The sequence below is a fragment of the Rhodococcus sovatensis genome, assembly GCF_037327425.1.
Lineage (GTDB): Bacteria > Actinomycetota > Actinomycetes > Mycobacteriales > Mycobacteriaceae > Rhodococcoides > Rhodococcoides sovatense.
Genome location: NZ_CP147846.1, coordinates 427,742 through 451,537 on the forward strand (window position 1 = coordinate 427,742; position 23,796 = coordinate 451,537).

At 64.2% G+C, this 23,796-nt stretch carries 22 protein-coding genes and 1 tRNA gene; 11 read left to right on the forward strand and 12 right to left on the reverse strand.

From position 1 onward, the window contains the following. Window positions 1-61 precede the first annotated feature (61 nt). The gene (locus tag WDS16_RS01965) at window positions 62-457 is read right to left on the reverse strand and encodes a RidA family protein (protein ID WP_338890096.1); all 396 of its coding nucleotides are present in this window, start codon (window positions 455-457) and stop codon (window positions 62-64) included. Between the two features lie 102 nt (window positions 458-559). Here WDS16_RS01965 and WDS16_RS01970 point away from each other — a divergent pair, with 102 nt between their 5' ends. Then, window positions 560-1,543: a transcriptional regulator gene (locus WDS16_RS01970; protein ID WP_338890098.1), complete on the forward strand. Its 984-nt coding sequence runs from the start codon at window positions 560-562 to the stop codon at window positions 1,541-1,543. Between the two features lie 6 nt (window positions 1,544-1,549). Here the strand turns inward: WDS16_RS01970 and WDS16_RS01975 are convergent, their stop codons facing one another. From WDS16_RS01975 to WDS16_RS02000, 6 genes are all read right to left on the reverse strand, one after another. Beyond that, window positions 1,550-2,209 (reverse strand): response regulator transcription factor, encoded by a 660-nt coding sequence (locus WDS16_RS01975; protein ID WP_338890100.1) that lies wholly within the window; start codon window positions 2,207-2,209, stop codon window positions 1,550-1,552. Then, window positions 2,210-3,382 (reverse strand): sensor histidine kinase, encoded by a 1,173-nt coding sequence (locus tag WDS16_RS01980; RefSeq protein ID WP_338890101.1) that lies wholly within the window; start codon window positions 3,380-3,382, stop codon window positions 2,210-2,212. A gap of 126 nt (window positions 3,383-3,508) precedes the next feature. Then, on the reverse strand, window positions 3,509-4,147 hold the full coding sequence (locus WDS16_RS01985; protein WP_338890103.1) for a hypothetical protein: 639 nt from the start codon (window positions 4,145-4,147) through the stop codon (window positions 3,509-3,511). A 232-nt stretch (window positions 4,148-4,379) separates the two neighbouring features. Then, on the reverse strand, window positions 4,380-5,363 hold the full coding sequence (locus tag WDS16_RS01990; RefSeq protein ID WP_338890105.1) for a ribose-phosphate diphosphokinase: 984 nt from the start codon (window positions 5,361-5,363) through the stop codon (window positions 4,380-4,382). Beyond that, the gene (gene glmU, locus WDS16_RS01995; RefSeq protein ID WP_338890107.1) at window positions 5,360-6,844 is read right to left on the reverse strand and encodes a bifunctional UDP-N-acetylglucosamine diphosphorylase/glucosamine-1-phosphate N-acetyltransferase GlmU; all 1,485 of its coding nucleotides are present in this window, start codon (window positions 6,842-6,844) and stop codon (window positions 5,360-5,362) included. Before glmU ends, WDS16_RS01990 begins: the two co-directional genes overlap by 4 nt. Before the next feature lie 56 nt (window positions 6,845-6,900). Continuing rightward, window positions 6,901-6,971, reverse strand: a tRNA-Gln gene (locus WDS16_RS02000). A 221-nt stretch (window positions 6,972-7,192) separates the two neighbouring features. Between WDS16_RS02000 and WDS16_RS02005 the strand changes: the two genes are divergently transcribed. Both WDS16_RS02005 and WDS16_RS02010 read left to right on the forward strand, forming a co-directional pair. Beyond that, complete coding sequence (locus WDS16_RS02005) at window positions 7,193-7,819, forward strand: TetR/AcrR family transcriptional regulator (protein ID WP_338890109.1); 627 nt, start codon at window positions 7,193-7,195, stop codon at window positions 7,817-7,819. A 190-nt stretch (window positions 7,820-8,009) separates the two neighbouring features. Next, entirely contained in the window at window positions 8,010-8,648 is a 639-nt protein-coding gene (locus tag WDS16_RS02010) for a ScbR family autoregulator-binding transcription factor (RefSeq protein ID WP_338890110.1), read from the forward strand. 2 nt (window positions 8,649-8,650) lie between these two features. Here the strand turns inward: WDS16_RS02010 and WDS16_RS02015 are convergent, their stop codons facing one another. After that, entirely contained in the window at window positions 8,651-9,637 is a 987-nt protein-coding gene (locus WDS16_RS02015; protein ID WP_338890111.1) for an alpha/beta hydrolase, read from the reverse strand. A gap of 52 nt (window positions 9,638-9,689) precedes the next feature. Between WDS16_RS02015 and WDS16_RS02020 the strand changes: the two genes are divergently transcribed. The 3 genes from WDS16_RS02020 (at window position 9,690) to WDS16_RS02030 (ending at window position 14,968) form a co-directional block, all read left to right on the forward strand. Next, entirely contained in the window at window positions 9,690-10,259 is a 570-nt protein-coding gene (locus WDS16_RS02020; RefSeq protein ID WP_338890113.1) for a TetR/AcrR family transcriptional regulator, read from the forward strand. 222 nt (window positions 10,260-10,481) lie between these two features. Beyond that, on the forward strand, window positions 10,482-14,057 hold the full coding sequence (gene mfd / locus WDS16_RS02025; protein ID WP_338893226.1) for a transcription-repair coupling factor: 3,576 nt from the start codon (window positions 10,482-10,484) through the stop codon (window positions 14,055-14,057). After that, window positions 14,057-14,968, forward strand: a complete 912-nt coding sequence (locus tag WDS16_RS02030; RefSeq protein WP_338890114.1) for a MazG family protein — start codon at window positions 14,057-14,059, stop codon at window positions 14,966-14,968. Before mfd ends, WDS16_RS02030 begins: the two co-directional genes overlap by 1 nt. Window positions 14,969-15,115: 147 nt before the next feature. On the opposite strand, the gene WDS16_RS02035 is transcribed toward WDS16_RS02030, so the two are convergent. The 4 genes from WDS16_RS02035 to efeU all read right to left on the reverse strand — a co-directional run bounded on the left by WDS16_RS02035 (window position 15,116) and on the right by efeU (window position 19,279). After that, entirely contained in the window at window positions 15,116-15,757 is a 642-nt protein-coding gene (locus WDS16_RS02035) for a dihydrofolate reductase family protein (RefSeq protein ID WP_338890115.1), read from the reverse strand. Window positions 15,758-16,018: 261 nt separating this feature from the next. Next, the gene (efeB, locus tag WDS16_RS02040; RefSeq protein WP_338890116.1) at window positions 16,019-17,278 is read right to left on the reverse strand and encodes an iron uptake transporter deferrochelatase/peroxidase subunit; all 1,260 of its coding nucleotides are present in this window, start codon (window positions 17,276-17,278) and stop codon (window positions 16,019-16,021) included. Beyond that, on the reverse strand, window positions 17,259-18,398 hold the full coding sequence (efeO, locus tag WDS16_RS02045) for an iron uptake system protein EfeO (RefSeq protein WP_338893227.1): 1,140 nt from the start codon (window positions 18,396-18,398) through the stop codon (window positions 17,259-17,261). The genes efeB and efeO overlap by 20 nt, the downstream gene beginning before the upstream one ends. 14 nt (window positions 18,399-18,412) lie before the next feature. Further along, window positions 18,413-19,279: an iron uptake transporter permease EfeU gene (gene efeU / locus WDS16_RS02050; protein ID WP_338890117.1), complete on the reverse strand. Its 867-nt coding sequence runs from the start codon at window positions 19,277-19,279 to the stop codon at window positions 18,413-18,415. A gap of 142 nt (window positions 19,280-19,421) precedes the next feature. Here efeU and WDS16_RS02055 point away from each other — a divergent pair, with 142 nt between their 5' ends. From WDS16_RS02055 to WDS16_RS02075, 5 genes are all read left to right on the forward strand, one after another. Further along, window positions 19,422-20,156 carry a lytic transglycosylase domain-containing protein gene (locus WDS16_RS02055; protein ID WP_338890118.1) on the forward strand — a complete coding sequence of 245 codons (735 nt, stop codon included), beginning with the start codon at window positions 19,422-19,424 and terminating at the stop codon, window positions 20,154-20,156. A gap of 158 nt (window positions 20,157-20,314) precedes the next feature. Further along, window positions 20,315-21,601, forward strand: a complete 1,287-nt coding sequence (gene eno, locus WDS16_RS02060) for a phosphopyruvate hydratase (RefSeq protein ID WP_338890119.1) — start codon at window positions 20,315-20,317, stop codon at window positions 21,599-21,601. Between the two features lie 27 nt (window positions 21,602-21,628). Then, a complete protein-coding gene (locus WDS16_RS02065) occupies window positions 21,629-22,312 on the forward strand; it encodes a septum formation initiator family protein (protein ID WP_338890120.1) in 684 nt (227 codons plus the stop codon). Beyond that, window positions 22,309-22,836, forward strand: a complete 528-nt coding sequence (locus WDS16_RS02070) for a DUF501 domain-containing protein (RefSeq protein WP_338890122.1) — start codon at window positions 22,309-22,311, stop codon at window positions 22,834-22,836. Before WDS16_RS02065 ends, WDS16_RS02070 begins: the two co-directional genes overlap by 4 nt. Further along, a complete protein-coding gene (locus tag WDS16_RS02075; RefSeq protein WP_338890123.1) occupies window positions 22,833-23,774 on the forward strand; it encodes a Ppx/GppA phosphatase family protein in 942 nt (313 codons plus the stop codon). Before WDS16_RS02070 ends, WDS16_RS02075 begins: the two co-directional genes overlap by 4 nt. Window positions 23,775-23,796 lie beyond the last annotated feature (22 nt).

The following is a 23,796-nucleotide window of genomic DNA, read 5'->3' on the forward strand; positions in this document are numbered from 1 at the left end:
CTGTCCGCGCGCAAATGATGACATGGGTCGTATTCGTTTGGCGCACGGGCAGGTCAGCGGCTCAGGCGACCGCAGTCCCCTCGAGTTCGACCATCTGACCGGCTAGTGCGAGCCGCGTCACTCCGAGCATCGTGGTCGCCGGGGCCGCTCCGGCAGCACCCAATCTTGCTGCGAGGACGCCGTAGTGCTGAAACAGCTGATCGACGTCTGTGGTGTAGACGTTCAGCCGGACCAGATGCGCGAGGGTCATTCCGGCGTCGACGAGTACGGCTTCGACGTTGTCCAGACACAGCGCGAGCTGGGCCGCCATGTCCCCGTCGTGCCGGGGTGCGCCGTCGGTGTCGGTCGCGGTCTGGCCGGAGCAATACAGGGTTTTGGTGTGCCCGGATACCAACTCGGCTTGGTTGAATCCCATGTCCACCGACCACGTCACCGGATTGATCGCAGTTCGTTCCATCGAAAGTGTGCTCCATTCATCTCGCGTGCAATTCGAGTACGCACAACAGCCTCGCAACAATTCACGACATCCTTGGTCATGTATTTCGGTACTCTTCGCGGCATGCGCGCCGACAGGTTGGTCTCGCTGGTACTGCTGTTGCGCCAGCGCGGGCGAATGACGGCGGATGCCCTTGCCCGCGAGCTGGAAGTGTCGACCCGCACCGTTCTCCGCGACGTCGAGGCGCTCTCGGTGGCAGGTGTTCCGGTGTCTGCCGAGCGTGGTCGCCACGGCGGGTTCGCGCTGTTGCCCGGTTTCCGCACCGAACTGACCGGACTCAATCACGACGAGGCACTCGCGCTGCTTGCGGCCGCAGGGTCGGGGAGCGGTCAGCAGGTCTTCGGCCTCGGATCGGCGCTCGCGTCGGCGTTGCGCAAAGTGATGGACGCGCTGCCCGACGGGAACCGAAACACCGCGAGCGATGCGGCCGATCGCTTTCTGATCGAGCCGGAGTTCGATCTCCTGTCGCGTCGATCGGACATCGAGCTCGTACCTGCCGCCGTCATGGTCGAGGTGCGGCGCGCAGTGCTCGCTGGACACAAGTTGCGCATCCACTACGCACCGGAAGGGAAAGACGCGCAGTGGCGAACGGTGGATCCGATTGGACTGGTCACTGTTCGCGACCGCGGCTACCTCCTGGCCACGAGAGACGGGGCGGACCGCACCTACCGGTTGTCGAGGCTGCTGGACGCCGAAGCGCTGTCCGAACCGGCACAGCGCCCGGATCGGATCCATCTCGAACGACTGTGGCGGGAACGCAGCACGCGGTTTAGGAGCGAGGGCACAGGAGTGAGCGCAGTGGTCCGCGTGAATCCGAGGCGACGGGACGAGCTGATCAACACCGCGTTGGCGGTCCTAGCCGAGGAATCGGACGCAGACGGTTGGCTGCGGCTGGAAGTCACCTTCCAAGATGCACGCCACGCCGAATGGGCTCTGTGGCAACTCGCCACCGATGCGCACGTGCTCGAACCGCAGTCGCTTCGGGCCGCACTGTACGACCGTGCTGCCGCGATCACCGCATGCTACGAATCGAACCTCGTCCCCTGACCGACGTCAGCGTGCCAGGCCGTGCTCGAAGGCGAACACCACCAACTGGACCCGGTCGCGCAGGTCGAGCTTGGTGAAGATCCGACTGAGATGTGTCTTCACCGTTGCTTCACTGAGGTATTCGCTCGCCGCGATCTCAGAGTTGCTCATGCCGGTCGCGGCGAGCCGAAAGATCTCCTGCTCGCGGGAGGTCAGGCGAGTGAACCGCTCCGGGATCACCGGCTCGGCGGGTGTGTCGGTGTAGTGACCGAGCAGCGCAGTCGTCGCTGATGCGGCGATGACCGAATTGCCCGCGTGGACGGTCCGAATCGCCGCCAGTAGGAACTCGGGATCAGCGTCCTTGAGCACGAACCCGCTGGCACCGGCCTTGATCGCCCGGGCCGCGCTCTCGTCGAGATCGAACGTCGTCAGCACGAGAATTTTCGGTGGGCTCGCCATGGCCGTCACGATTTCGGTCGTCGCAGAGATGCCGTCGAGCACGGGCATTCGGATGTCCATCAGTATGACGTCCGGCGACGTGGCCGCCGCCAATTCGACACCTTCACGGCCGTTGCCGGCCTCGCCGACGAATTCGAGATCGGCCTGCGAGGACACCAACATTCTGATTCCGGCTCGGAACAGCTGCTGATCGTCGACGAGTGCCACCCGGATGGGGGAGTCGTTCACTCACGTTCCCTTCGTTGTGGGAATCCATGCCCGGACTGTCCATCGTCCGTCGGCGCCGCCTGCGGTACACACACCGCCGGACAGGGCAGCCCGCTCGCGCATCCCGACGACCCCATGACCGTGGTGGCTCGCCGTCTGGCTCGACGAGGAAAGTGCGTTGGCTACGACGAGTTCCGCCCCGGCCGAGTCACTGACGAGTGTGACGGTGACATCCTGGGCTACGTCGCCGTGACGCAGTGCGTTGGTCAACGATTCCTGCGCGATGCGATACAGAGCGAGCCCGGCAGCGGCACCGACGGCAGCCGGAGGATCAGCGATCGTGGCATCGATGCGCAACCCTGCGGCCCGCATTCGTTCGATCAGTCGTCCGATGTCGGTGACCGCGGGCGTGGGTAGATCGTCTTCGCTGTGTCGCAGTTGAGCCAGGAGAACTCTGACGTCCCCGAGCGCCTCACGGGCAGTCGCGGAAATTGTCGTCAACGCCGAGTCGACAGCGTCCGGGTCGACGGCGCGAACGTACCGCGCGCCATCGGCCTGCGCGATGACCACGGCCAACGAGTGCGCCACGATGTCGTGCATGTCACGGGCAATTCTGTTGCGTTCCTGCTCGATTGCGATGTCGTTCTGGGCTCGGGCCTGTTGGAGCTCGGCGAGTTCCTGGGCATGTGCGGCCTCGATCGCGCTGCGTCGGGCATAGGACAGTCTGCCGAGTGCCCACGACAACCCGAGGACTGCCCACAGGGCCGCGAGAATGACGAGAAACTGCTGCAGATCGCGGAAGGGTTCGGTTCCGCTGGCGAACGGGTCCTCGCTGACATACGTGAGATACCACGCAGCGATGATGCCGCCCACGACGGCAGATCCGAGTCCGACCTGCCGGAGCAGCTTGCTCCCGTACGCCGCGGAGCAGTAGAGGATGCCGAAGATCGCGACGTTGCTGGCCAGAACGAGTACGGAACCGGCCATCTGCACCAGGGCCAAAATCCAGGCGAGGGCCAGCGACCATCGGGGTGATCGTCGACGGATGGCGAGGGCGACACCGAATCCGAGGAGAACGAAGAGTCCTGCCGTGCCGGACACCCCTCGAACAGCGGCCTGGAACAGGACCAGCACGAACACGACCGCGTAGACGATGTCGACCGCCTGAGGTGACGTCAGTCGTTTGCGCAGCACTCGACCAGACTACGGATCGACCGTCGACCACTAGTGAGTGTGGGCGTGAAGGCACAGTTGCGCGAAAATTGAGCGGGATCCCAGCTCTACGGAGCGCAACTGTGCCTCCCTGCCCACGATCTATAGTCAGCCCCGGCGGCGCGCCTTCTCCAGGGCGGCCAACGTGCTCAGCACGGTGGTGCGCTGCCTGTCCAGATCCTTCATGCGGGCGCGGGCGGGGAGGCCCTGCTGGCCATCGAGAGCTGAGATCTGCTCGTCGACGCTCTGAAGCTGGTCGAGGAGTTTGCGGACCCGGGACTCCAGTTCGATCATGTCGATCCCACTGACACCGGCCTGGGACTTCTTCGGTGCGGCCTTTGCCGTTGTCGCACCGGTAGATCCGGGACGGGTGGCCGGGGGAGCAGCTACAGCCGCAGCGGCCCTCGGGCGCAACGCTTTGCGGACGGCCGCCGGGTCGGGCAGCTTTTCCAGGCGGATGCGGTTGAGGACCTCACGCGCATCACGGGCGCTGACGCGGAACTCGCGCTCTTCCTCGTCCTCGGATGCGAGAGTGCCGCCGAGTGGACGCAGACCGTACATTCCGATGAAGTGCTTCGCATCGTCGATGATGGATTCTTTTTCGCGGCAGAGGCCGCAGCGCGGTTCGTTGCGATAGGTCTCGATCGAATCGGTGCTCCCGCACCAGACGCACCCACCCGGGGTCCAACGTGCGATACGGACGGTAGAAGTTGCTGCAGGACTGTCCAATGTTTGCGCGTCGATCACGACGAGTCATCTTAGGGTACAACGCAACCCGCTCCGCACACCCCCTCCCCGGTGAACTGCGGTTATCGGCCGTGGTAGTGACCAAGTTCATTGCAGCGGGGAGGCGGTGGCGGAGCGGGTGTAAAGAAACCGAACAGACTGTAAGGGCTATGCAGAACCTATGCAGATCCGTGGGAGTGGAGCCCGCGGAACGACCTATGCAGATCCGTGGGAGTGGAGCCCGCGGAACGACCTATGCAGATCCGTTGAACAGGCTTGTCACCGAGCCGTTTTCGAATACCTCGCGGATGGTGCGGGCGAGGAGCGGTGCGATGGACAGCTCGGTGAGTGTCTCGAAGCGCTTCTCGTCGGTGATCGGGAGGGTGTTGGTGACGACGACTTCCTTGGCTCCGCAGTTGGCGAGGCGGTCGGCAGCGGGGTCGGACAGCACGCCGTGGGTGGCGGCGATGACGACGTCTCCTGCGCCTGCTTCCTTGAGGACCTTCACTGCGCCGGCGATGGTGCCACCGGTGTCGATCATGTCGTCGATCAGGATGCAGGTGCGGCCTTCGACTTCACCGACGACCCGGTTCGACTTGACCTGGTTGGGCACCAGGGGATCACGAGTCTTGTGGATGAACGCCAGCGGTGCGCCACCGAAGCTGTCGGCCCACTTCTCGGCGACGCGTACGCGGCCCGAGTCGGGGGAGACGACGGTGATGTGCTCGAGGCTGTACTTGCCGCGGATGTGATCGGCCAACTGGCTGTGCGCGTGCATGTGATCGACCGGGCCGTCGAAGAAGCCTTGAATCTGATCGGTGTGCAGGTCGACGGTGATGATGCGGTCGGCGCCTGCGGTCTTGAGGAGGTCGGCGACGAGGCGTGCCGAGATCGGCTCACGGCCGCGGTGCTTCTTGTCCTGGCGGGCGTAGGGGTAGAACGGCAGGATCGCGGTGATCCGCTTGGCTGATCCGCGCTTGAGCGCGTCGATCATGATGAGCTGTTCCATCAGCCAGGTGTTGAGCGGGAACGGGTGGCTCTGCAGTACGAAGGCGTCGGAGCCTCGAACCGATTCCTCGAAGCGAACGAAGATCTCTCCGTTGGCGAAGTCGCGCGCGGTCTGTGGGGTTACCTCGATTCCCAGTTCCTTCGCCACCTGCTTGGCGAGTTCGGGATGTGCTCGACCCGAGAAGAGCATGAGGTTCTTCTGGTTGTCGATCCAATTCGGGGTGCTCACTGCTGTTCGCCGTCCTTTGATTCGTGCGCTTGTGCCGACTCGGCTGCCAGGGCACGCGCGGCAGCCTCCGCTGCTGCGGTGCCTGGACGCTTTTTCTCGACCCAGCCGTCGATGTTGCGCTGGGCCCCAGCGGAGACGGCGAGCGTCCCCGGTGGTACATCGTTGCGGAGCACGGTTCCGGCTCCGGTGTAGGCGCCGTCGCCCACTCGGACGGGGGCCACGAACATGTTGTCCGATCCCGTCCGTACGTGCGAGCCGACGATGGTCCGACTCTTGTTCACACCGTCGTAGTTGACGAAGACGCTGGACGCTCCGATGTTGGAATGCTCGCCGATCGTCGCGTCCCCGACGTACGTCAGATGCGGGACCTTGGAATGGTCGCCGATCGTGGAGTTCTTCGTCTCCACGAACGTGCCGATCTTGGCGCTGACGCCGATCTGGGATCCTGGACGCAGATATGCGAACGGCCCGACGGAAGCGCCGGGCCCGATGGTGGCTTTGTCTGCCTGGGTGCGCACGACCGACGCGCGATCACCGACGACGACGTCGCGCAGCGTCGTCTCCGGTCCGACGACCGCGTCCTCGCCGATGTGGGTACTGCCGAGCAGCTGGACGCCGGGTTCGAGACGAACGTCGGATCCAAGGGTTACGTCGATGTCGATCCACGTGGTTGCCGGGTCGACGACCGTCACCCCGGCGCGCATGTGCCGCTCGACGATGTGGCGGTTGAGCACCCTCGTCACGTGCGCGAGCTGCACGCGGTCGTTGACGCCCATCACCAGATCAGGGTCTGCGAGCTGCGTGCCGTACACGGGAAGACCGTCGACTTTGCTGATCTTGACGACGTCGGTGAGGTAGAGCTCGTGCTGAGCGTTGGCCGTGCTCAGCTTGCCGAGCGCCGAGCGCAGCGCTGCGGCGTCGAAGGCGTAGACGCCGGAGTTGACCTCGTCGATGAGAATCTGCGCCGGGGTGGCGTCGGCGTGCTCGACGATTTCGGCCACCTGATCGTCCGACGTCCGAACGATGCGGCCGTACCCGTTGGCGTCCTCGGGTACGAAGGTGAGGACCGTCGCAGCCGCAGGCAGTGGGGCGCTGAGGTGCTCGTCGAGCAGGGCCTTCAGGGTGTGCCCGTCGAGCAGCGGGACGTCTGCCGCCGTGACGAGGATGGTGCCTTCGAAGTCGTCCGGCAATGCGCGAAGACCGCACTGCACTGCGTGGCCGGTGCCGAGCTGTTCGTTCTGAACGGCGGTGGAGATATCTCGACCGAGTTCGGCGCTCAATTCGGCGACGGATTCGGTGACCCGCTCGCGATCATGGCCGACGACGGTGACGAGATGGTCGGGTCCCAGGTCGGCAGCTGCATGTAGGGCGTGGGCGAGCATCGTGCGACCGGCCAGAGGATGCAGAACCTTCGGGGTCTTCGAGCGCATCCGGGTGCCTGCACCAGCTGCGAGAACGACCACGGCGGTGTGCAATGGCAACTGAGCTCCTCGGCGACATTTCGCTTGACTACAACGTGAAAGGCAGATGTTTCTCGCTCCGCCGCCAGGACTCGAACCTGAACTATCTGAACCAAAATCAGAGGTGCTGCCATTACACCACGGCGGATCATGGACCAGCGGTTTCACCGATGGCCGGTGCCTGCAACGAACAGACTACGGCCACGGGTCTCCCGCCGAGCGCAACGAGTCTCGCATGAGATGTGGCCGTAGGTCGAACCGCTCCCTCCGATCGGTGTCATTCGTCCCATTAGGCTCGGGTGGTGAGACCGTTCGTCGCCGGTCGGCGGGGACCTGAGCTGAACGGCCTATCTAGTGGGAGGTACATCGATGTCCGAACCCGAGCGGGCGCCGCGCGTCCGCATGACGGGTACGCAGCGCCGTGAGCAATTGATCGAGATCGGCAGGTCTCTGTTCGCGGAACGGGGATACGAGGCGACGTCGGTGGAGGAGATCGCCGGGCGCGCGAATGTGTCGAAACCCGTCGTCTACGAGCACTTCGGCGGCAAGGAGGGCCTGTACGCGGTCATCGTCGACCGCGAGATGTCCACTCTGTTGCAGATGATCACGTCCTCGCTGTCGCAGAACAGATCCAGGATCCGGGTCGAGCGTGTCGCCCTCGCGCTGCTGACCTATGTGGAGGAACGTACCGACGGGTTTCGAATCCTCGTGCGCGACTCGCCCGTCGCCGCTCCCGACGGCAAATACTCGTCGTTGTTGAACGACGCAGTCGGTCAGGTCGGGCACATTCTGGCGAGTGATTTCACTCGCCGAGGTTTCGACGCCGGCTTCGCGCCGCTGTACGCGCAAGCGCTCGTCGGAATGGTGTCAATGACGGCGCAGTGGTGGCTTGACGTGCGAGAGCCGCCGAAGGAGGTGGTTGCCGCTCACGTTGTCAACTTGTGTTGGAACGGATTGACCAATCTGGAGGCAGCGCCGAAATTGGGTCGCGAATGAGCCGACGTTTTGCGCACCTGTGGGGGAAAGAGGGGGTAGCGTTTGCTTTGGACGTTGAGAGCAACTTCACAGGGTCCATGAACAACCGGTTCGGACCATAAGCACGTTGGCCGAGGTAAGAATGCCACTGGGTGGTACCGTTCGCTCGTAATTTGCGCAGTGGCAGTCCAGTATTGCGAAGGCGGATCCAATGGTCAGACAGGCACGCGCCGAAATCACGCGCGACACCGTGCTGTCGGGTGCCGCGAATGTTTTCCTGCGCCTTGGCTACGCGAACGCGAGCCTCAGTGAAATCATCTCCCAGTCACAGGTCACCAAGGGTGCTCTGTACTTCCACTTCGGCTCGAAGGAAGAGCTGGCGCGGGCGGTCATCGACGAGGGCAATGCCAGGCTCACGTCGGCGTGCCAGCAGTTCAACGACGGTCGAATTCCGGCCCTCGAAGCTGCCATCGGTATTTCGTACATCGTCGTCGACATGGCGGTCAGCGACCCCATGGTGTCAGCGATGCTGCGCTTGAGCCACCAGATCGGCGACTACCGCGGAACCCAGGGCAACGTCATGGCGGGGTGGAGCGAGTCGTTCAACGCACTGGCGGCCAAAGCGATCAAGCAAGGTGACCTCGCCGCCGATGCAGATCCCAACACCATCGGGGCGTTGGTCCTCGAAATCCTGACCGGAGTGCACATGGTGGCCGTCGCCACCGGCACTACCGACGAGTTGCCATCACGGATGGAACGGCTCTGGTATTACCTGCTGCCTTCTCTCGTCACGGCGGGCAAGGTCGAGTACTTCCGCGAGTTCGCGGCCCGGCGCGTCATCCGGCACTAGCGTCACCTGTCGTTGTTGTCGTCGACCAGTTCGGCGATGTCGTCCCGCAGCCGGTCAGGGTATTCACCGCTGACGGCGTGTGACGCGTCCGGGTAGAGCTGCACAGTTCCGTTGGGCAGCGCCCGCTCTGCGGTGTCGACGGCTTCCTGTGCGTCGTGCATCACCGACCGTCCGGCGATGACGGCCAGAACCGGCACGTCGAGTGCCGCGAGGCGGTCTTCGGTAATCCGCGTCGGTTGCGGCAACTTCAGCGAGTACGCATGCATGCCGGCTTCGATCATGTCAGCGATGGGGACGTTCTCGACCTCTGCGCCACCGGCGGTGTACGAGTTGAAGCTGTCCCGCCACGATTTGGGAAGCCACGGCACAGCGGCGGGTAGTGCGCGGATCGCGGTGCTCCACGGGATGTCGGCGAACACCTGCACAGGATCGATCAGGGTCAGAGTGGCGATGCGCGAGTCGTCGTGGAGCGCGAGATTAGCCGCAGTCCACCCGCCGATGGACAGTCCGACCAGGTGAACCTTGCTGATGGGCAGGGCCGTCAGCGTTTGGTCGAGCCAGGCAGCCTGGTCGTCGTCGCCCGAGATCGGACGCTCCTGGATGCTGCGCCCCGGTTCACCGAGCAGATCGACGGTGTACACGTCTCCGATCGTCAGCAAGCCAGGAAGGTTGTCTGCCCACACCGGAGTGGCCGAGGAGCGGCCGGGCAGCAGAAACAGCGGGTGCGTCGACGTCCCGGTTCCGTCGAACCGATACACGCGGACGACTCCGTAGTCGGTGCGGATGTCCAGTGTCTCGGCCGGAGCGGGAAGGTCCTGGAAAGCCCGGTCGTATGCGGTGAGGAATCGATCTTGGTCGTCCGCGCTGTTCCAGTGTCCGACGGGTGACGGCGACCGCATGACGAACGCGACGGCGACCGCGCCGATGATCACAGCGCCTGCGGCGATGCGTAGGTATCTGCGTCGGGGCTTGCTGGGCTGGTCGCTCATGCCACTCCTAACCACGCGGTAAGTAATTTGACCGTACGGTAAGGTTTCGAGTGTGGCAACCGAGAAACCGAGCTTCATCGAACAGGCCCGACGCGCTCAGCTGATCGACGTCACGATCGACGCGGTGGCCGAGCATGGGTACGCCAAGGTCTCGCTCGCCCGCATTGCAGAGAGTGTCGGCATCACCAAAGCCGCTGTGCTGTACTACTTTCGGACCAAGGATGCACTGATGGACGCCGCGTACCAGTTCGTTCTCACCGCTCTGGTCGACGATGTTGCCCGGGCGGTCGAGTCGGTCGACGCACAGAACGGTCCCCAGGCGTACGTGAGGTCGATGATCGGCCATCTGCGCGAGAACCCTCGGCACACGCGCATGATGATCGAGGCCCTCGGAAACCCCGCCCACGGTCACACCCCGGATCAGAGGTGGCGACCTCTTGCCGACGTCATCGACTCGGCGGTCGCAGCGCGCGGCTCGCACGCCGTCGACTCACGCTCGCTCGCGATCATCATCGGCGGCGCCATCGACGCCATCGTCACCGAGTGCCTGCACGACCCCCCATATGATTCGGCTGCCGCAGCAGAAACGCTTGTCGAGATGCTCGACGCCGCTCTGAGGTGACCTGGAGGTCATCGACTCTCCCGCCTGCCCCTGTGTCGGTGTGCTCCCATAGACTCGACCACGATTGTCCGCGCGCAGCCGTCGCCCACGACACGTTCAGGAGCATTGCTGTTGTCTTCCGATTCTTTGCCTGCCGCTTCCAGTTCTCGGTCGGCCCCGGTCGTTCCCGACGCGGCTCTGCAACTCTCGGGTCTGGCCAGTGTCGCGCTGACGGATTCGTCGATGGTGGCCGTCGCCGACGCGGTCGGTGCCCCCGAGCGCATCCTGGTCGCGCCGAACTCCTCACGGCCGTTCGTTGCCGCCGCGATCGCGCAGCGAGCGCAGGTACTCGTCGTCACGGCCACCGGTCGCGAAGCCGACGACCTGACGACCGAGCTGCAACAGATCCTCGGCGACGCCGTCGTCCAATTCCCGTCGTGGGAGACGTTGCCGCACGAGCGCCTCTCACCCAGTGCGGACACCGTGGGCCGTCGGCTCGAGGTCTTGCGTAGGTTGGCTCGCCCGGATGACAAGGACTACGGTCCGACGCTGCAGGTCATCGTCACCACCGTCCGTTCGCTGGTTCAACCCATGGCGCCCGGCCTCGGCGAGATCGAACCGATCGGGTTGAAGGTGGGAGTCGAAATCGACTTCGACGGGTTGATCCACCGTCTGGTCGAACTCGCCTACACGCGGGTCGACATGGTCGGCAAACGCGGTGAGTTCGCGGTCCGAGGCGGCATCCTCGATATCTTCTCCCCGACGGCAGACCATCCGGTGCGCGTCGAATTCTGGGGCGACGAGGTCACCGAGTTGCGTGCGTTCTCGGTCTCCGATCAGCGTTCGATCCCCGACATAGAGATCGTCTCCGTCATCGCGCCTCCGTGCCGCGAGCTGATTCTCACGCAGACGGTCCGCGATCGTGCGGCTGTCCTCGCCGCCGACAATCAAGCCGACGCCGCTCTCGTCGAGATGCTGGACAAGCTGTCCGCGGGCATCCCTGTCGAGGGAATGGAGGCGTTGCTTCCCCTGCTGCAGCCGGGGGAGTTGCAGCTGCTCGCCGACGTTCTTCCCGACGGATCACACGTTCTACTCTGCGATCCTGAAAGGATCCGGACGCGCGCAACAGATTTGGTTCGAACCGGACAGGAGTTCCTGGAGGCGTCGTGGACGGCGGCGTCGGTCGGAGGCGCCGCTCCGCTCGACACGTCGACTGTCAACACGGAGAGTCTGGGCGGCGTGAGCCTCGACCTCGGCGCGTCGGCATACCGGTCGTTGCGGCAGATCCGCGAATCGGCCCAATCGCTGGGGCGGCCGTGGTGGACCATCAGCCCACTGTCGTCGGGCAGCGGCGAGGAAGTGGAACTGGCCGTCGAGACGGTCCCCGAGGTCCGCGGCTCCGAGGAGCTGCTGACGGGTGTCTACGCGATGCTGCGGGCGCATGTCGCCACCGGAGGTCGCGCTGTGATCGCGGTTGCCGGTGCAGGCACGGCGACGCGGATCATCGAGCGACTCGGCGAAGCCGAAGTGCCTGCAGTGCATATCGAATCGGGCGCAGAGCCGGCTCCCGACGTCGTCAGCGTTCTATGCGGTTCGTTGCACGAAGGGTTGATTCTTCCCGACGCCAAGCTGGTGGTCGTCACCGAGAGCGACCTCACCGGCAACCGGGTCGCAGCAACCGAAGGCCGAAAGATGCCCGCCAAGAGGCGGAACCAGGTCGACCCGCTTGCATTGGTCGCCGGCGACAGCGTCGTACACGATCAACACGGGATCGGCAGGTTCGTCGAGATGATCGAACGGACAGTCGGAGGTGCTCGTCGTGAGTACCTGGTCATCGAGTACGCACCGAGCAAACGTGGGCAGCCGGGTGACCGTCTGTTCGTACCGATGGACTCGCTCGACCAGTTGTCTCGCTACGTGGGAGGCGAGCTCCCTTCGCTCAGCAAGCTCGGCGGATCGGATTGGGCAAACACCAAACGCAAAGCGCGCAAGGCAGTTCGAGAGATCGCCGGCGAACTGGTGCAGCTATACGCGGCGCGCCAGGCAGCGCCCGGTCATGCTTTCGGCCCCGACACGCCATGGCAACGCGAGATGGAAGACGCGTTCGGATTCACCGAGACGATGGACCAGATGACCGCGATCACCGAGGTCAAAGCGGACATGGAGAAGCCGGTCCCGATGGACCGCGTCATTCTCGGCGACGTCGGCTACGGCAAGACCGAGATCGCTGTTCGTGCGGCATTCAAGGCTGTCCAGGACGGTAAGCAGGTCGCCGTGTTGGTGCCGACAACCCTGCTGGCTCAGCAACATCTGCAGACGTTCACCGCTCGAATGGCTGCGTTCCCGGTCACGGTCCGAGGGCTCTCGCGCTTCACACACGGGGCCGACTCGAAGGCGGTCATGGCAGGCCTTGCCGACGGCACCGTCGACATCGTCGTCGGTACTCACCGGCTGCTGCAGACCGGTGTCACGTGGAAGGACCTCGGGTTGGTCATCGTCGACGAGGAGCAGCGCTTCGGCGTCGAGCACAAGGAGCACATCAAGTCGCTTCGAACTCACGTCGATGTTCTGACGATGTCGGCGACGCCTATTCCTCGTACTCTGGAGATGAGCCTCGCGGGTATCCGTGAGTTGTCGACCATTCTCACTCCGCCCGAAGAGCGGCACCCGGTCCTGACCTACGTCGGTGCCTACAACGACAAGCAGGTTGCCGCGGCCATTCGCCGTGAGTTGCTTCGTGACGGTCAGGTCTTCTTCGTGCACAATCGAGTCAGCTCGATCGACAAGGCTGCCAAGAAGATTCGCGATCTGGTTCCCGAGGCCCGTGTCGCCACCGCGCACGGCCAGATGAACGAGGAGACACTCGAGCGGACGGTGCAAGGATTCTGGGAGCGTGAGACCGACGTTCTGGTGTGTACGACCATCATCGAAACGGGTCTCGACATTTCCAATGCGAACACGTTGATCGTCGAGCGAAGTGATTCGCTCGGACTGTCGCAGCTGCATCAGTTGCGTGGCCGCGTCGGGCGCAGCCGCGAACGTGGATACGCATACTTCCTGTACCCCACCGAGAAGCCGCTCACCGAAACGGCCTACGACAGGCTGGCGACCATCTCGCAGAACTCCGATCTCGGTGCGGGCATGGCCGTCGCGATGAAGGACCTCGAAATCCGCGGTGCAGGCAACGTTCTGGGTGCCGAGCAGTCCGGTCACGTCGCGGGCGTCGGATTCGATCTGTACGTCAGGCTCGTCGGTGAAGCGGTCGAGGCGTACCGGGCAGTGATGGATGGAAAGCCGATCACGACGGACGAGGCGCCGAAGGAAGTGCGCATCGATCTTCCGGTCGACGCGCACATCCCGCCCGACTACGTCACCAGTGATCGACTTCGTCTCGAGGCATACCGGAAGCTCGCTGCTGCAGCCGATTCCGAGGGCATCGCTGCTGTCATCGACGAGATGGTCGACCGTTACGGTCCGCTGCCGGAAGAAGTGGGACGTCTCGTGTCGGTCGCGAAGTTGCGTCTCATCGCCAAGGAGTACGGCCTCACCGACGTCAACGTCTCCGGAACTCAGATCAAATTGGCTCCGATGGAGCTGCCGGATTCGAAGCAGATCCGCCTCAAGCGTCTGTACCCGAATGCCGCTTACCGTGCGACGACCGGTGTGGTGCAACTACCGCTTCCGCGTGTCGAAGGTGGCGGTGTCGGTGCGGCACGAGTTCGCGACGTCGAACTGATCCAGTACATCGCCGATCTCATGCTCTCACTCGATGGAAAGCCGTCGCGTTCGGTGTTGCTGGAGCAGACTGTGGGGGTGTGATGACGGTTGTTCTGCTCGATCCCGTGCGGCCGACGATGGTTCCGGCCGAAGCGATCGAATTCCTCAGCGGTGTCGTGCAGTTCACCGAAGAGGTACCGGTGCGCACGCGGTGGTTGTTCTCGGGGACCGCACACGGGGATGGTTCGGCCGAGGTTCTGGTCAGTACCGATCCGTCGAACCTCGATGTGCAGGAGAGGGTCCGGCGCGGCGAGCGCGTCATCGCGTCGCCGAAGTTGCCAGGCGACGACCTCATTGCGGCGGTTGTCCTGATGGATCGGCTGCGGACGATCGGCGGGTGGGAAGCGCAGCAGACGCACGCATCCTTGAGCGGCTATCTGTTGGAGGAGACGTACGAGCTTCTCGATGCCATTCACAGTGGCAACCTCGTCGACCTCGAGGAAGAGCTCGGCGACATCCTGTTGCAGGTGCTGTTCCACTCGCGGATCGCTCAGGATGCGGCAGAGAATTCGTTCGATGTCGACGACGTGGCAGCGGGTCTCGTTGCGAAGCTGACCCACCGGACCCCGCACCTGACGGACGGTTCAACCGGCCCGATCGACGTTGCAGCGCAAGAGAAGGCATGGGAAGAGAAGAAGGCCTCGGAAAAGGCGCGGGGCTCCTGCCTCGACGGAATCGCGCTCGCCCAGCCCGCCCTCGCCCTGACGCAGAAAATCGTCTCCCGCGCGAAAAAGGCAGGTCTGCCGGACGAACTCGTCCCCGAAGAGTTGCGCGTCGTGCACATCGGCGACGACCACAGCCACGGCGGCGAGAGCGCGGAAGACCTGCTGCGGCGGAACGTGTTGGACTTCGCCCGGCGCATCCGTGGGGCCGAAACATCCGCCCAGGTCCACGGCGCTCAGCCGGGCAAGCTCACGGCCATCGAGTGGATAGAGAACTGGGGTCGGGGGTAGTTTGGCCTCCCCCCTCCTTCCGCTTGAATGGACCTTCGGAGCTATCTGATCGTATGGATGGACCATCCGAGCGGTGCTGGGGCGCTGCCCCATGGTGACCGAATGAGACATTCGGTCACCATGGTTGGTATGTGACTCCGAGGGTTTCTACTTCCGCCAGAAGAGGTGGTGCGCGACGCCGCTCGGGCTGGGGACGACCTCGTGTTCGAAACGGTCCTCGAGCTCGTCGGGAGATTCCCACAGCTTCAGTCCAGACCCGATTTCGACGGGTGCGACCGCGATGTGCATGGTGTCGACGAGGTCGGCGTCGAGGAATTCTCGGATTGTGGTGACACCACCGCCGAGCCGGACGTCCTTCCCGAGCGCAGCTTGTTTCGCCTTGCTCAGCACCTCGGCAGGACTACCGTCGACGAAGTGGAAGGTGGTGTCGCTGAGCGTGATCGATGGGCGCTCGTGGTGGGTGAGCACGAAAACCGGCGTGTGGAACGGCGGCTCGTCACCCCACCAGCCTTGCCATTCGTGATCGACCCAGGGGCCGCGCTGAAATCCGAATTTGTTTCGGCCCATGATTTCGGCGCCGATGTTGTGGGTGAAGTCGCGGGTGAAGTAGTCGTCCAGTCCACGCGTACCGCCGGGCTCGGTCCGGTTGGGCCAGCTTGCGGTGGCGCCGGACCACGCGAACAGGTCACGATGGTCGAACCCGAACGGACTCTCGAAGCTCTGGTCGACACCCGCCGCAACTCCGTCGCTGGCGATGCTGAAGTTCTGAACTCGTAGTAGCTGTGTCATGTGTGCTCCCGCCGTCGTCGATATCGTACGGGGTGTAGACCGGGCCGAGCTCGGAAACTCATCGGGGGCCCGGCGGCCATCGCTTGGATGTCGCACCCACGCCATCTGATCGTATGGATGGACCATTCAAGCGATCAGGGGACCGGGGGCCCATCGCTTGGATGTCGCACCCACGCCATCTGATCGTATGGATGGACCATTCAAGCGATGAGGGGGCCAGCGATCAGGGGGCAAGCGATGAGGGGGACGGGAAACACACCCTCAACCAAACAACGTCGAACCCCAGTAATCCGATTCACCCAACCCCGGGGGACAGGCGAAGACCGCCGACCCGACGTGCTGGATGTACTCGTTCAGCAGATCCTTGCGGGCGAGGGCGAGCTGCATGGGCACGAACTGGGTCAGCGGATCCCGGCAGTACGCGATGAAGAACAGTCCGGCGTCGAGGTGGCCGAAGCCGTCGGAGCCGTCGGTGAAGTTGTATCCCCGACGGAGGATCTGGATACCGCCGAGCTCTTCCTTCGACGCCAAGCGCACGTGGGCTGCTTCGTCGATGAGCAATCCCTTGGGCCCTTTCGAGTCCAGGTCGAGCGGATCGAATTCGTCCTTCAGGCCCATCGGTGCGCCGGAGCCCTTGCTGCGCCCGATGACTCGTTCCTGTTCGTTGAGCACTGTGCGATCCCAGGATTCGATCAGCATTCGGATCCGCCGGGCGACGAGGTAGGAGCCGCCGCCCATCCATTCCTGGTCGTCGGTCGGTGAGACCCATACGTGCTCGTCGAGCATCGCGGGGTCCTCGGCCTTCAAGTTCGCCGTTCCGTCTTTGAAGCCGAACAGGTTTCGTGGTGTCGCCTGGGTTGTCGACGTCGACGACGTGCGTCCGAAGCCGAGTTGCGACCACTTGACGGACACGGTTCCGAAGCCGACGCGCGCCAGATTGCGGATGGCGTGGACAGCGACCTGCGGGTCGTTGGCGCACGCCTGGATGCACAGATCGCCGCCGGAGCGACGAGCGTCGAGGTTGTCGGCCGGGAAATGCTGTAGATCGGCCAACGATGCCGGACGAAACTCCGAGAGACCGAAGCGGTCGAACAGACCCGGCCCGAATCCGATCGTCAGCGTCAGCGACGACGCCGACAAGCCCAGTGCCTCACCGGTATCGGAGGGTGGCTTGTATTCACCAGCCCCGATGGCGCCGTCGGGGAACGTCTCTTCGCCGCGGACCATTCGCTCGGCCATCTCGGTCCACTCCCGAAGCAACGCGACGAAGTCGTCCCGCGAATCGGTGGTGATGTCGAATGCGACGAAGTGCATACGGTCCTGAGCTGGCGTGACGATGCCGGCTTGGTGATCGCCGCGGAAGTCCACGACGTCCGATACCGCATCGGAGGACGAAGAACCTGCCGCGTACCCACCGACGGCGCCCGCGCCGACGAGGGCAGCTCCGGCCCCGACGGCACCGAAGAGGCGCCGTCGGGAGAAGCCCGAGTTCTGTGGGGGATTACTGTCCTGCAACGACACCTTGTACCTGGCTCACTTCGGCAGACAGCGCGTCGATCTTGTTCGAAAGTTCTTGGCGCTGTGGTTCGGTCACGGTGTCGTAGAACACGAAGCCGTCGCCGCTACGGTACTTGGCCAGTTCGGCGTCGAGCTCGGCGAACCGGGCGTCGATCGCAGTGCCGAGTTCGGCGTCGTTCTGGTCGATGATCGGGCGGACGGCTGCGACGGCAGCTTGAGAGCCGTCGACGTTGGCCTGGAAGTCCCACAGGTCGGTGTGCGAGAAGAAATCTTCCTCACCACTGATCTTGGTCTTCGCGACCTCGTCGAGCAGTCCCTGAGCGCCACCGGCGACCTGGATCGGGTCGATGGTGAAGTCGTCGGCCTTGACCTTCTCGGCGAGTTCGGCGATGTCGGCCTGCAGCTGATCGGCCATTGCATTGGTGTCGGGCTGAAGTCCCTGCGTCCACAGGTCTTTCTCGATGCGGTGGAAGCCGGTCCACTCGGCGCCGGGCTCTACGTCGGGTTCACGCAGGTCGATGCGCGGGTCGAGATCGTCGGGGAAGCTTTCGGCGACAGGCTCGATGCGCTCGTAGTAGCTACGGGTGATGGGGAATTGAGCCTTGGCGGACTCGATATCGCCACTCTTGACCGCGGCGACGAACGACGCGGTGGTCTCCTGCAGCGCGTCGACCTGGCTGACGACGTAGCGCTTGTAACCCGTCGCAGCTTCTGTGAGGAGTCCGTTCTCGTCGGCCTGACGCACGGCGTCGCCGGTGACGACGAAGTCTGCGCGAATACCGTCGCCGACCATTCCTGCCTTGCAGGCGGTTTGGTAGGTGCCGGGGTCGGGGAGGGCAACGATGAGCTGACGCGTCAGGCCCGGTCCGATGTTCTCGACCTCGCCCATGACGCGGTCGCCTTCGCCGTAGACGTAGAACTCGGTGACCTTGCTGCCGTTGTTGGTGATCTGGAACGTGGAGTTGCCGGTGGTTCCCTCTGCGCTCCCGACCTCACACGTGGTGTCGGTGGCCGTCACGGCGATGTCTTCGGCGCTGGCCTCGGACGAGGACTTCTCCGTACAGCCGGCCAGGGCCAGGGGTAGAACCGCGACTGCGGCCAAAGCGAACGTGGTACGACGCATCGAGACGACGCCTTTCATGAGGTGAGTGCAGGCTCGGGAACGCGAACCGGCCGGAGAAACAGGAACAGAACGATGACGAGGTAGAGCAGCCAACCGACGGCCTGAAGGACAGTGGGTTCGGGTCGGAAGTTGAAGATGCCGGCCAGTACGGTCCCGTACCAGCTCGAGGCGTCGTAGTGAGCGGTGATGTCGAATGCGATGGAACTGCCGCCTGGAAGCAGACCGCCGATCTGGAGCGCCCGAATGCCGTACGCCAGAATTCCTGCGGCGACGACGATGAGAAAGATGCCCGTGTATTTGAAGAACACGGCGAAGTCGATTCGAATGGCGCCGAAGTACAGGAACACCGTTAGTACTGCAGCGACGACGATGCCCACGAGCAACCCGAGCAGCGGCCAGAGACTTCCGTTCGTGTTCTCCGCGTAGCCGACCATCAGCAATGCGGTCTCGACGCCTTCGCGACCCACGGCGAAGAAGGACAACGTCAGAACGGCGATCGGCCCGACGGTGAGTGCCCGCTCCATCCCGGAACGCAGCTCGCCCGACATGTCCTTGGCTGCAGTGCGCATCCACAGCACCATCGCCGTGACGATGGCGACGGCCACGAGGGAGGCGAGTCCGGCGATGATCTCGGCGGTGAGGCCGGTGACCGTCGAGGTGCCGTAGTGGATGACGAAGAAGATCAGGGCAACCATCGCGACGGCGATTCCGACGCCCAGCCACACCCACTTCAGGGCGTCGCGGCGGTCGGCCTTGACGAGAAACGCCACCAGGATCATGACGACGATGCCGGTCTCGAGCCCTTCGCGAAGCCCGATCAAACCACTGCCGAACATCTGTGTGGCGATCGAAGGTGCCGAACCGGCGGCGAGTACGGACACGAGAAATGCTCCTGGGCGGTGAAAACAAGGGTAGGCGACCCTCATGTGGATGAGGAGAACATACACCCTCTACTCAGAGCAATGACCGCATTGACCTGCGCATATGTCACGCTTTAGGTTTTTATTACTTTTGATGTGCAGGATGGGAAGAGTGAAGAGTCGTCTGGGCTGGGTGCTCACCGTGCTGTCCGCGGGACTGATCGTGGCGGCGTGCGGCTCGACGGAACCGCCGCGCGACATTCCCGAGGGCATCCCTCCCGGGGCCGGCACACCCGTCCCGGAAATAGATTTCAACGCGCAAGGCCGAACGGCCGATCTGCTGCTCGCCTGGGCCGATCCGCAGGCGGACGCCCTGAACATCTCGGCACCGGCACTCGCCGCATACGCCCACGCTGCGGCAATCATGTCCGATACCTCGCCGGGATGCGGCATCGCCTGGACGACCCTCGCCGGCATCGGATACATCGAGAGCAGGCACGGCACTTACCAGGGTTCGACGGTCGCGCCCGATGGCACCGTGTTCCCCGTGATCCGCGGAATACCACTCGACGGCGGTCCCGGAATCGCCGAAATCCCGGACACGGATGGCGGTGTACTCGACGGCGACACCGTCCACGATCGTGCGATGGGACCGATGCAGTTCATCCCCGAGACCTGGAAGAAGTGGGGCGTCGACGCCAACGGCGACGCAATCGCCGACCCGGACAATCTCGACGACGCGGCCCTCACTGCCGCTCGATACCTGTGCGCGCGCGGCGGCGATCTGGCCACCGCCGAGGGCTGGGAACGAGCGCTGATGGCGTACAACCAATCCGGCGTCTACCTCCGGGATGTTCGCGACGCCGCCGCGGCCTACTCCGTCGGAACCAGCGCCTAACGTCGGGAAGCTCCTTTTGGTCACTCCGCAGGCTCCGCTCCTGCCTCGTCTGGTCACTCCGCAGGCTCCGCTCCTGCCTCGTCTGCGGGGACATGCCCCGAGCGGCTAGTCTGACACCCGGCACAATCCGCCCGTCCCCGTTACTAGGAGAAGCATTCGTGGCCATCATTGAGCAGGTCGGAGCTCGCGAGATCCTCGACTCCCGTGGCAACCCCACGGTCGAGGTCGAGGTCGCATTGGACGACGGAACCCTGACCCGTGCGGCAGTCCCCTCCGGCGCATCCACCGGAGAGCACGAAGCCGTCGAGCTTCGTGACGGCGGCGAGCGCTACGGCGGCAAGGGCGTCGAGAAGGCAGTCAACGCAGTTCTCGACGAGATCGCCCCGGCCGTCATCGGCCTCGACGCCATCGAGCAGCGCGCTGTCGACCAGGTTCTGCTCGATCTCGACGGCACCCCGAGCAAGTCCCGCCTCGGCGCGAACTCCCTGCTGGGCGTGTCGCTTGCTGTTGCCAAGGCTGCAGCCGAGTCCGCAGGCCTCGAGCTCTTCCGCTACCTCGGTGGCCCGAACGCACACATCCTGCCCGTCCCGATGATGAACATCATCAACGGTGGCGCCCACGCAGACAGTGGCGTCGACGTGCAGGAATTCATGATCGCTCCGATCGGTGCACCGACGTTCAAGGAGTCCCTGCGCTGGGGCGCCGAGGTGTACCACTCGCTCAAGGGCGTCCTCAAGGCAAAGGGCCTGTCGACGGGTCTCGGCGACGAGGGCGGCTTCGCTCCCGACCTGGCCGGAACCAAGGCTGCGCTCGACCTCATCCTCGAAGCCATCGAGAAGACCGGTCTCAAGCCCGGTCAGGACATCGCGCTTGCGCTCGACGTTGCGGCCACCGAGTTCTACACCGCGGGTACCGGCTACGCCTTCGAGCGTGAGACCAAGTCGGCCGAGCAGATGTCGGCGTTCTACGGCGAACTCGTCGACGCTTACCCGCTCGTCTCCATCGAGGATCCGCTCGACGAGAACGACTGGGACGGATGGGTCGCGCTCACCGAGGCAATCGGTGACAAGGTGCAGCTCGTCGGCGACGATCTCTTCGTCACCAACCCGGAGCGTCTCGAAGACGGCATCGTCAAGGGTGCTGCCAATGCGCTGCTGGTGAAGGTCAACCAGATCGGCACGCTCACCGAGACCCTCGACGCGGTCGAGCTCGCGCATCGCAACGGTTACAAGACGATGATGAGCCACCGTTCCGGCGAGACCGAGGACACCACCATCGCTGACCTGGCAGTTGCCGTCGGCAGCGGCCAGATCAAGACCGGTGCCCCGGCTCGTAGCGAGCGCGTCGCCAAGTACAACCAGTTGCTGAGAATCGAAGAAGCTCTCGGTGACGCGGCGCGTTACGCGGGCGAGCTGGCTTTCCCCCGGTTCAATTACGAGGGATAGTTTCGAGCTCTTTTGTGAAGGTGGGACATGGCGGCACGACGAGGACGACCTGGGACAAGTCCGAACGGACGTGATCCCGGGCCTCGTGGCCGTAAGTCATCTCGCAGTCGGTCGACGGGAGCTGCGTCGGGAGACCAACGCAGCTCCGGTCAGCCGGCGCCCGAACCGTCGGACCAGGCGCGTGACGCGGTCGTCGCTGGACGCGCGGCGCCCCGGCGGGTCAGTGCTCGCGCCTCCTCGGGCGGTGGCGAGCGGACGTTCTTCGGACTGTCGACGGCACGAGCGGTCATCCTCGCTGTCGTGGTGTGCGCGCTGGCGTTGACACTCGCCATGCCCTTGCGGACGTATTTCTCGCAGCGCGCCGAGCTCGAACAGGTGGCAGCGGAGCACGACGACCTCGTCGAAGAGGTAGCGGCTCTCGAACTCGAGAAAGCTCAACTCAACGACCCGACGCGCATCGCAGCCGAGGCTCGAACTCGTCTGCGATGGGTCATGCCGGGGGAGACGCCGTACACGGTCCAGCTGCCGGGTGACGTCGGACCGACCGAAGAAGAGGCCGACGACGCCAAGAAGTCCGAGGGTCCCTGGTACCGGGACCTGTGGGAATCTGCGGTCCAACCGCAGGGATCAGTGGAAGAACCAGAATTGGTGCCGGACCGGGCTGTACTTCCCGAGCCGGCCCCCGAAATCGAAGGAGGACCGGTCGGGTGAGCTCGGCAGTCTCGAAAGAAGATCTCGACGCCGTAGCGGCTCAACTCGGACGTGAGCCTCGCGGTGTACTGGAGATTGCGTACCGATCTCCCGACGGTCGCCCCGGCGTCGTGAAAACCGCTCCCAAGCTGCCCGACGGCACTCCGTTCCCGACACTGTTCTATCTGACGGATCCCCGGTTGACGGCCGAGGCGAGCCGTCAGGAATCCGCTGGGGTCATGCGTGAGATGACCGAGCGCTTGGGGACCGATTCGGAGTTGGCTGCCGGCTATCGCCGCGCCCACGAGTCCTACCTCGCCGAACGCAACGAAATCGAATCCCTCGACACCGATTTCACCGGTGGAGGCATGCCCGATCGCGTCAAGTGCCTGCATGTTCTCATCGCGCATTCACTCGCCAAGGGGCCTGGACTCAACCCCCTCGGCGATGAGTCGGTGGCGCTCGCCGCTGAAACCTCGTTGCGCGGCACCGCAATTCCGGCCGACTGGCCTACCATCGCTGAACTTCGCGGAGAGACTTCATGACTCGGGTAGCTGCCATCGACTGCGGTACCAACTCGATCAGGCTGTTGATCGCCGACATCAAGGACGGTGTGCTCACCGACGTGGTTCGCGAGATGCGGGTGGTACGTCTCGGGCAGGGCGTCGATGCGACGGGTTCCTTTGCACCAGAGGCGATCGAGCGCACGCGCGTGGCGCTCGAGGAGTACGCCGGCATGATCCGTGAGAGTGGTGCATCTGCGCTGCGGATGGTTGCAACCTCCGCCACGCGGGATGCGTCGAACCGCGAGGATTTCTTCGCGATGACGCGCGCGATTCTCGATCCGATCGTGCCCGGTTCGGTGGCGGAGGTCATCACCGGCGACGAGGAGGCGCGGTTGTCGTTTACGGGTGCTGTCGGCGAACTCGATGCTGCTGGTGCGCCTTTCGTGGTCGTCGACCTCGGTGGCGGTTCTACCGAGCTCGTGCTCGGTGATACGAAAGGTGTTCGTGCCGCATTCTCGGCGAACATCGGTTGCGTCCGGTTGACCGAACGATTCCTGCACAGCGATCCGCCCACCGCCGAGGAGATCGCGGGAGCGAGAGCGTATGCGCGGGAGAAGCTGTACGAGGCGTTCGAGGATGTGCCGATCGGGGATGCGTCGAGCTGGGTCGGGGTCGCCGGCACCATGACGACGATTGCCGCGATCGCGTCGGGACTGCAGGAGTACGACGCGGAGAAGGTGCACCTGACGCGGGTGCCGTTCAGTGAGCTGTTCGAGGTCTGCGACCGACTGGTCAATATGACGCGCGCAGAACGAGCGGCGTTGGGCCCCATGCATCCTGGGCGGGTCGACGTCATCGGCGGTGGATCGATCGTGTGCAGCGTACTCGCCGAGGAGTTCGAGCGGCGCGGTGCTGTGAGCACCCTGGTGGTCAGCGAGCACGACATTCTCGACGGGATTGCACTGTCGGTGAAGTAGCCGCAACCGAATGATCCTGCAG

Bases quoted from the DNA above. Each gene is read 5' to 3' on its own strand.
- WDS16_RS01965 (WP_338890096.1), bottom strand. From the start codon at position 457: ATGGAACGAACTGCGATCAATCCGGTGACGTGGTCGGTGGACATGGGA.
- WDS16_RS02005 (WP_338890109.1), top strand. From the start codon at position 7,193: ATGTCCGAACCCGAGCGGGCGCCGCGCGTCCGCATGACGGGTACGCAG.
- efeO (WP_338893227.1), bottom strand. From the start codon at position 18,398: ATGCGTCGTACCACGTTCGCTTTGGCCGCAGTCGCGGTTCTACCCCTG.
- WDS16_RS02010 (WP_338890110.1), top strand. From the start codon at position 8,010: ATGGTCAGACAGGCACGCGCCGAAATCACGCGCGACACCGTGCTGTCG.
- WDS16_RS02035 (WP_338890115.1), bottom strand. From the start codon at position 15,757: ATGACACAGCTACTACGAGTTCAGAACTTCAGCATCGCCAGCGACGGA.
- WDS16_RS02030 (WP_338890114.1), top strand. From the start codon at position 14,057: ATGACGGTTGTTCTGCTCGATCCCGTGCGGCCGACGATGGTTCCGGCC.
- WDS16_RS02075 (WP_338890123.1), top strand. From the start codon at position 22,833: ATGACTCGGGTAGCTGCCATCGACTGCGGTACCAACTCGATCAGGCTG.
- WDS16_RS02015 (WP_338890111.1), bottom strand. From the start codon at position 9,637: ATGAGCGACCAGCCCAGCAAGCCCCGACGCAGATACCTACGCATCGCC.
- WDS16_RS01970 (WP_338890098.1), top strand. From the start codon at position 560: ATGCGCGCCGACAGGTTGGTCTCGCTGGTACTGCTGTTGCGCCAGCGC.
- WDS16_RS02055 (WP_338890118.1), top strand. From the start codon at position 19,422: ATGGGAAGAGTGAAGAGTCGTCTGGGCTGGGTGCTCACCGTGCTGTCC.
- WDS16_RS02065 (WP_338890120.1), top strand. From the start codon at position 21,629: ATGGCGGCACGACGAGGACGACCTGGGACAAGTCCGAACGGACGTGAT.
- mfd (WP_338893226.1), top strand. From the start codon at position 10,482: ATGGTGGCCGTCGCCGACGCGGTCGGTGCCCCCGAGCGCATCCTGGTC.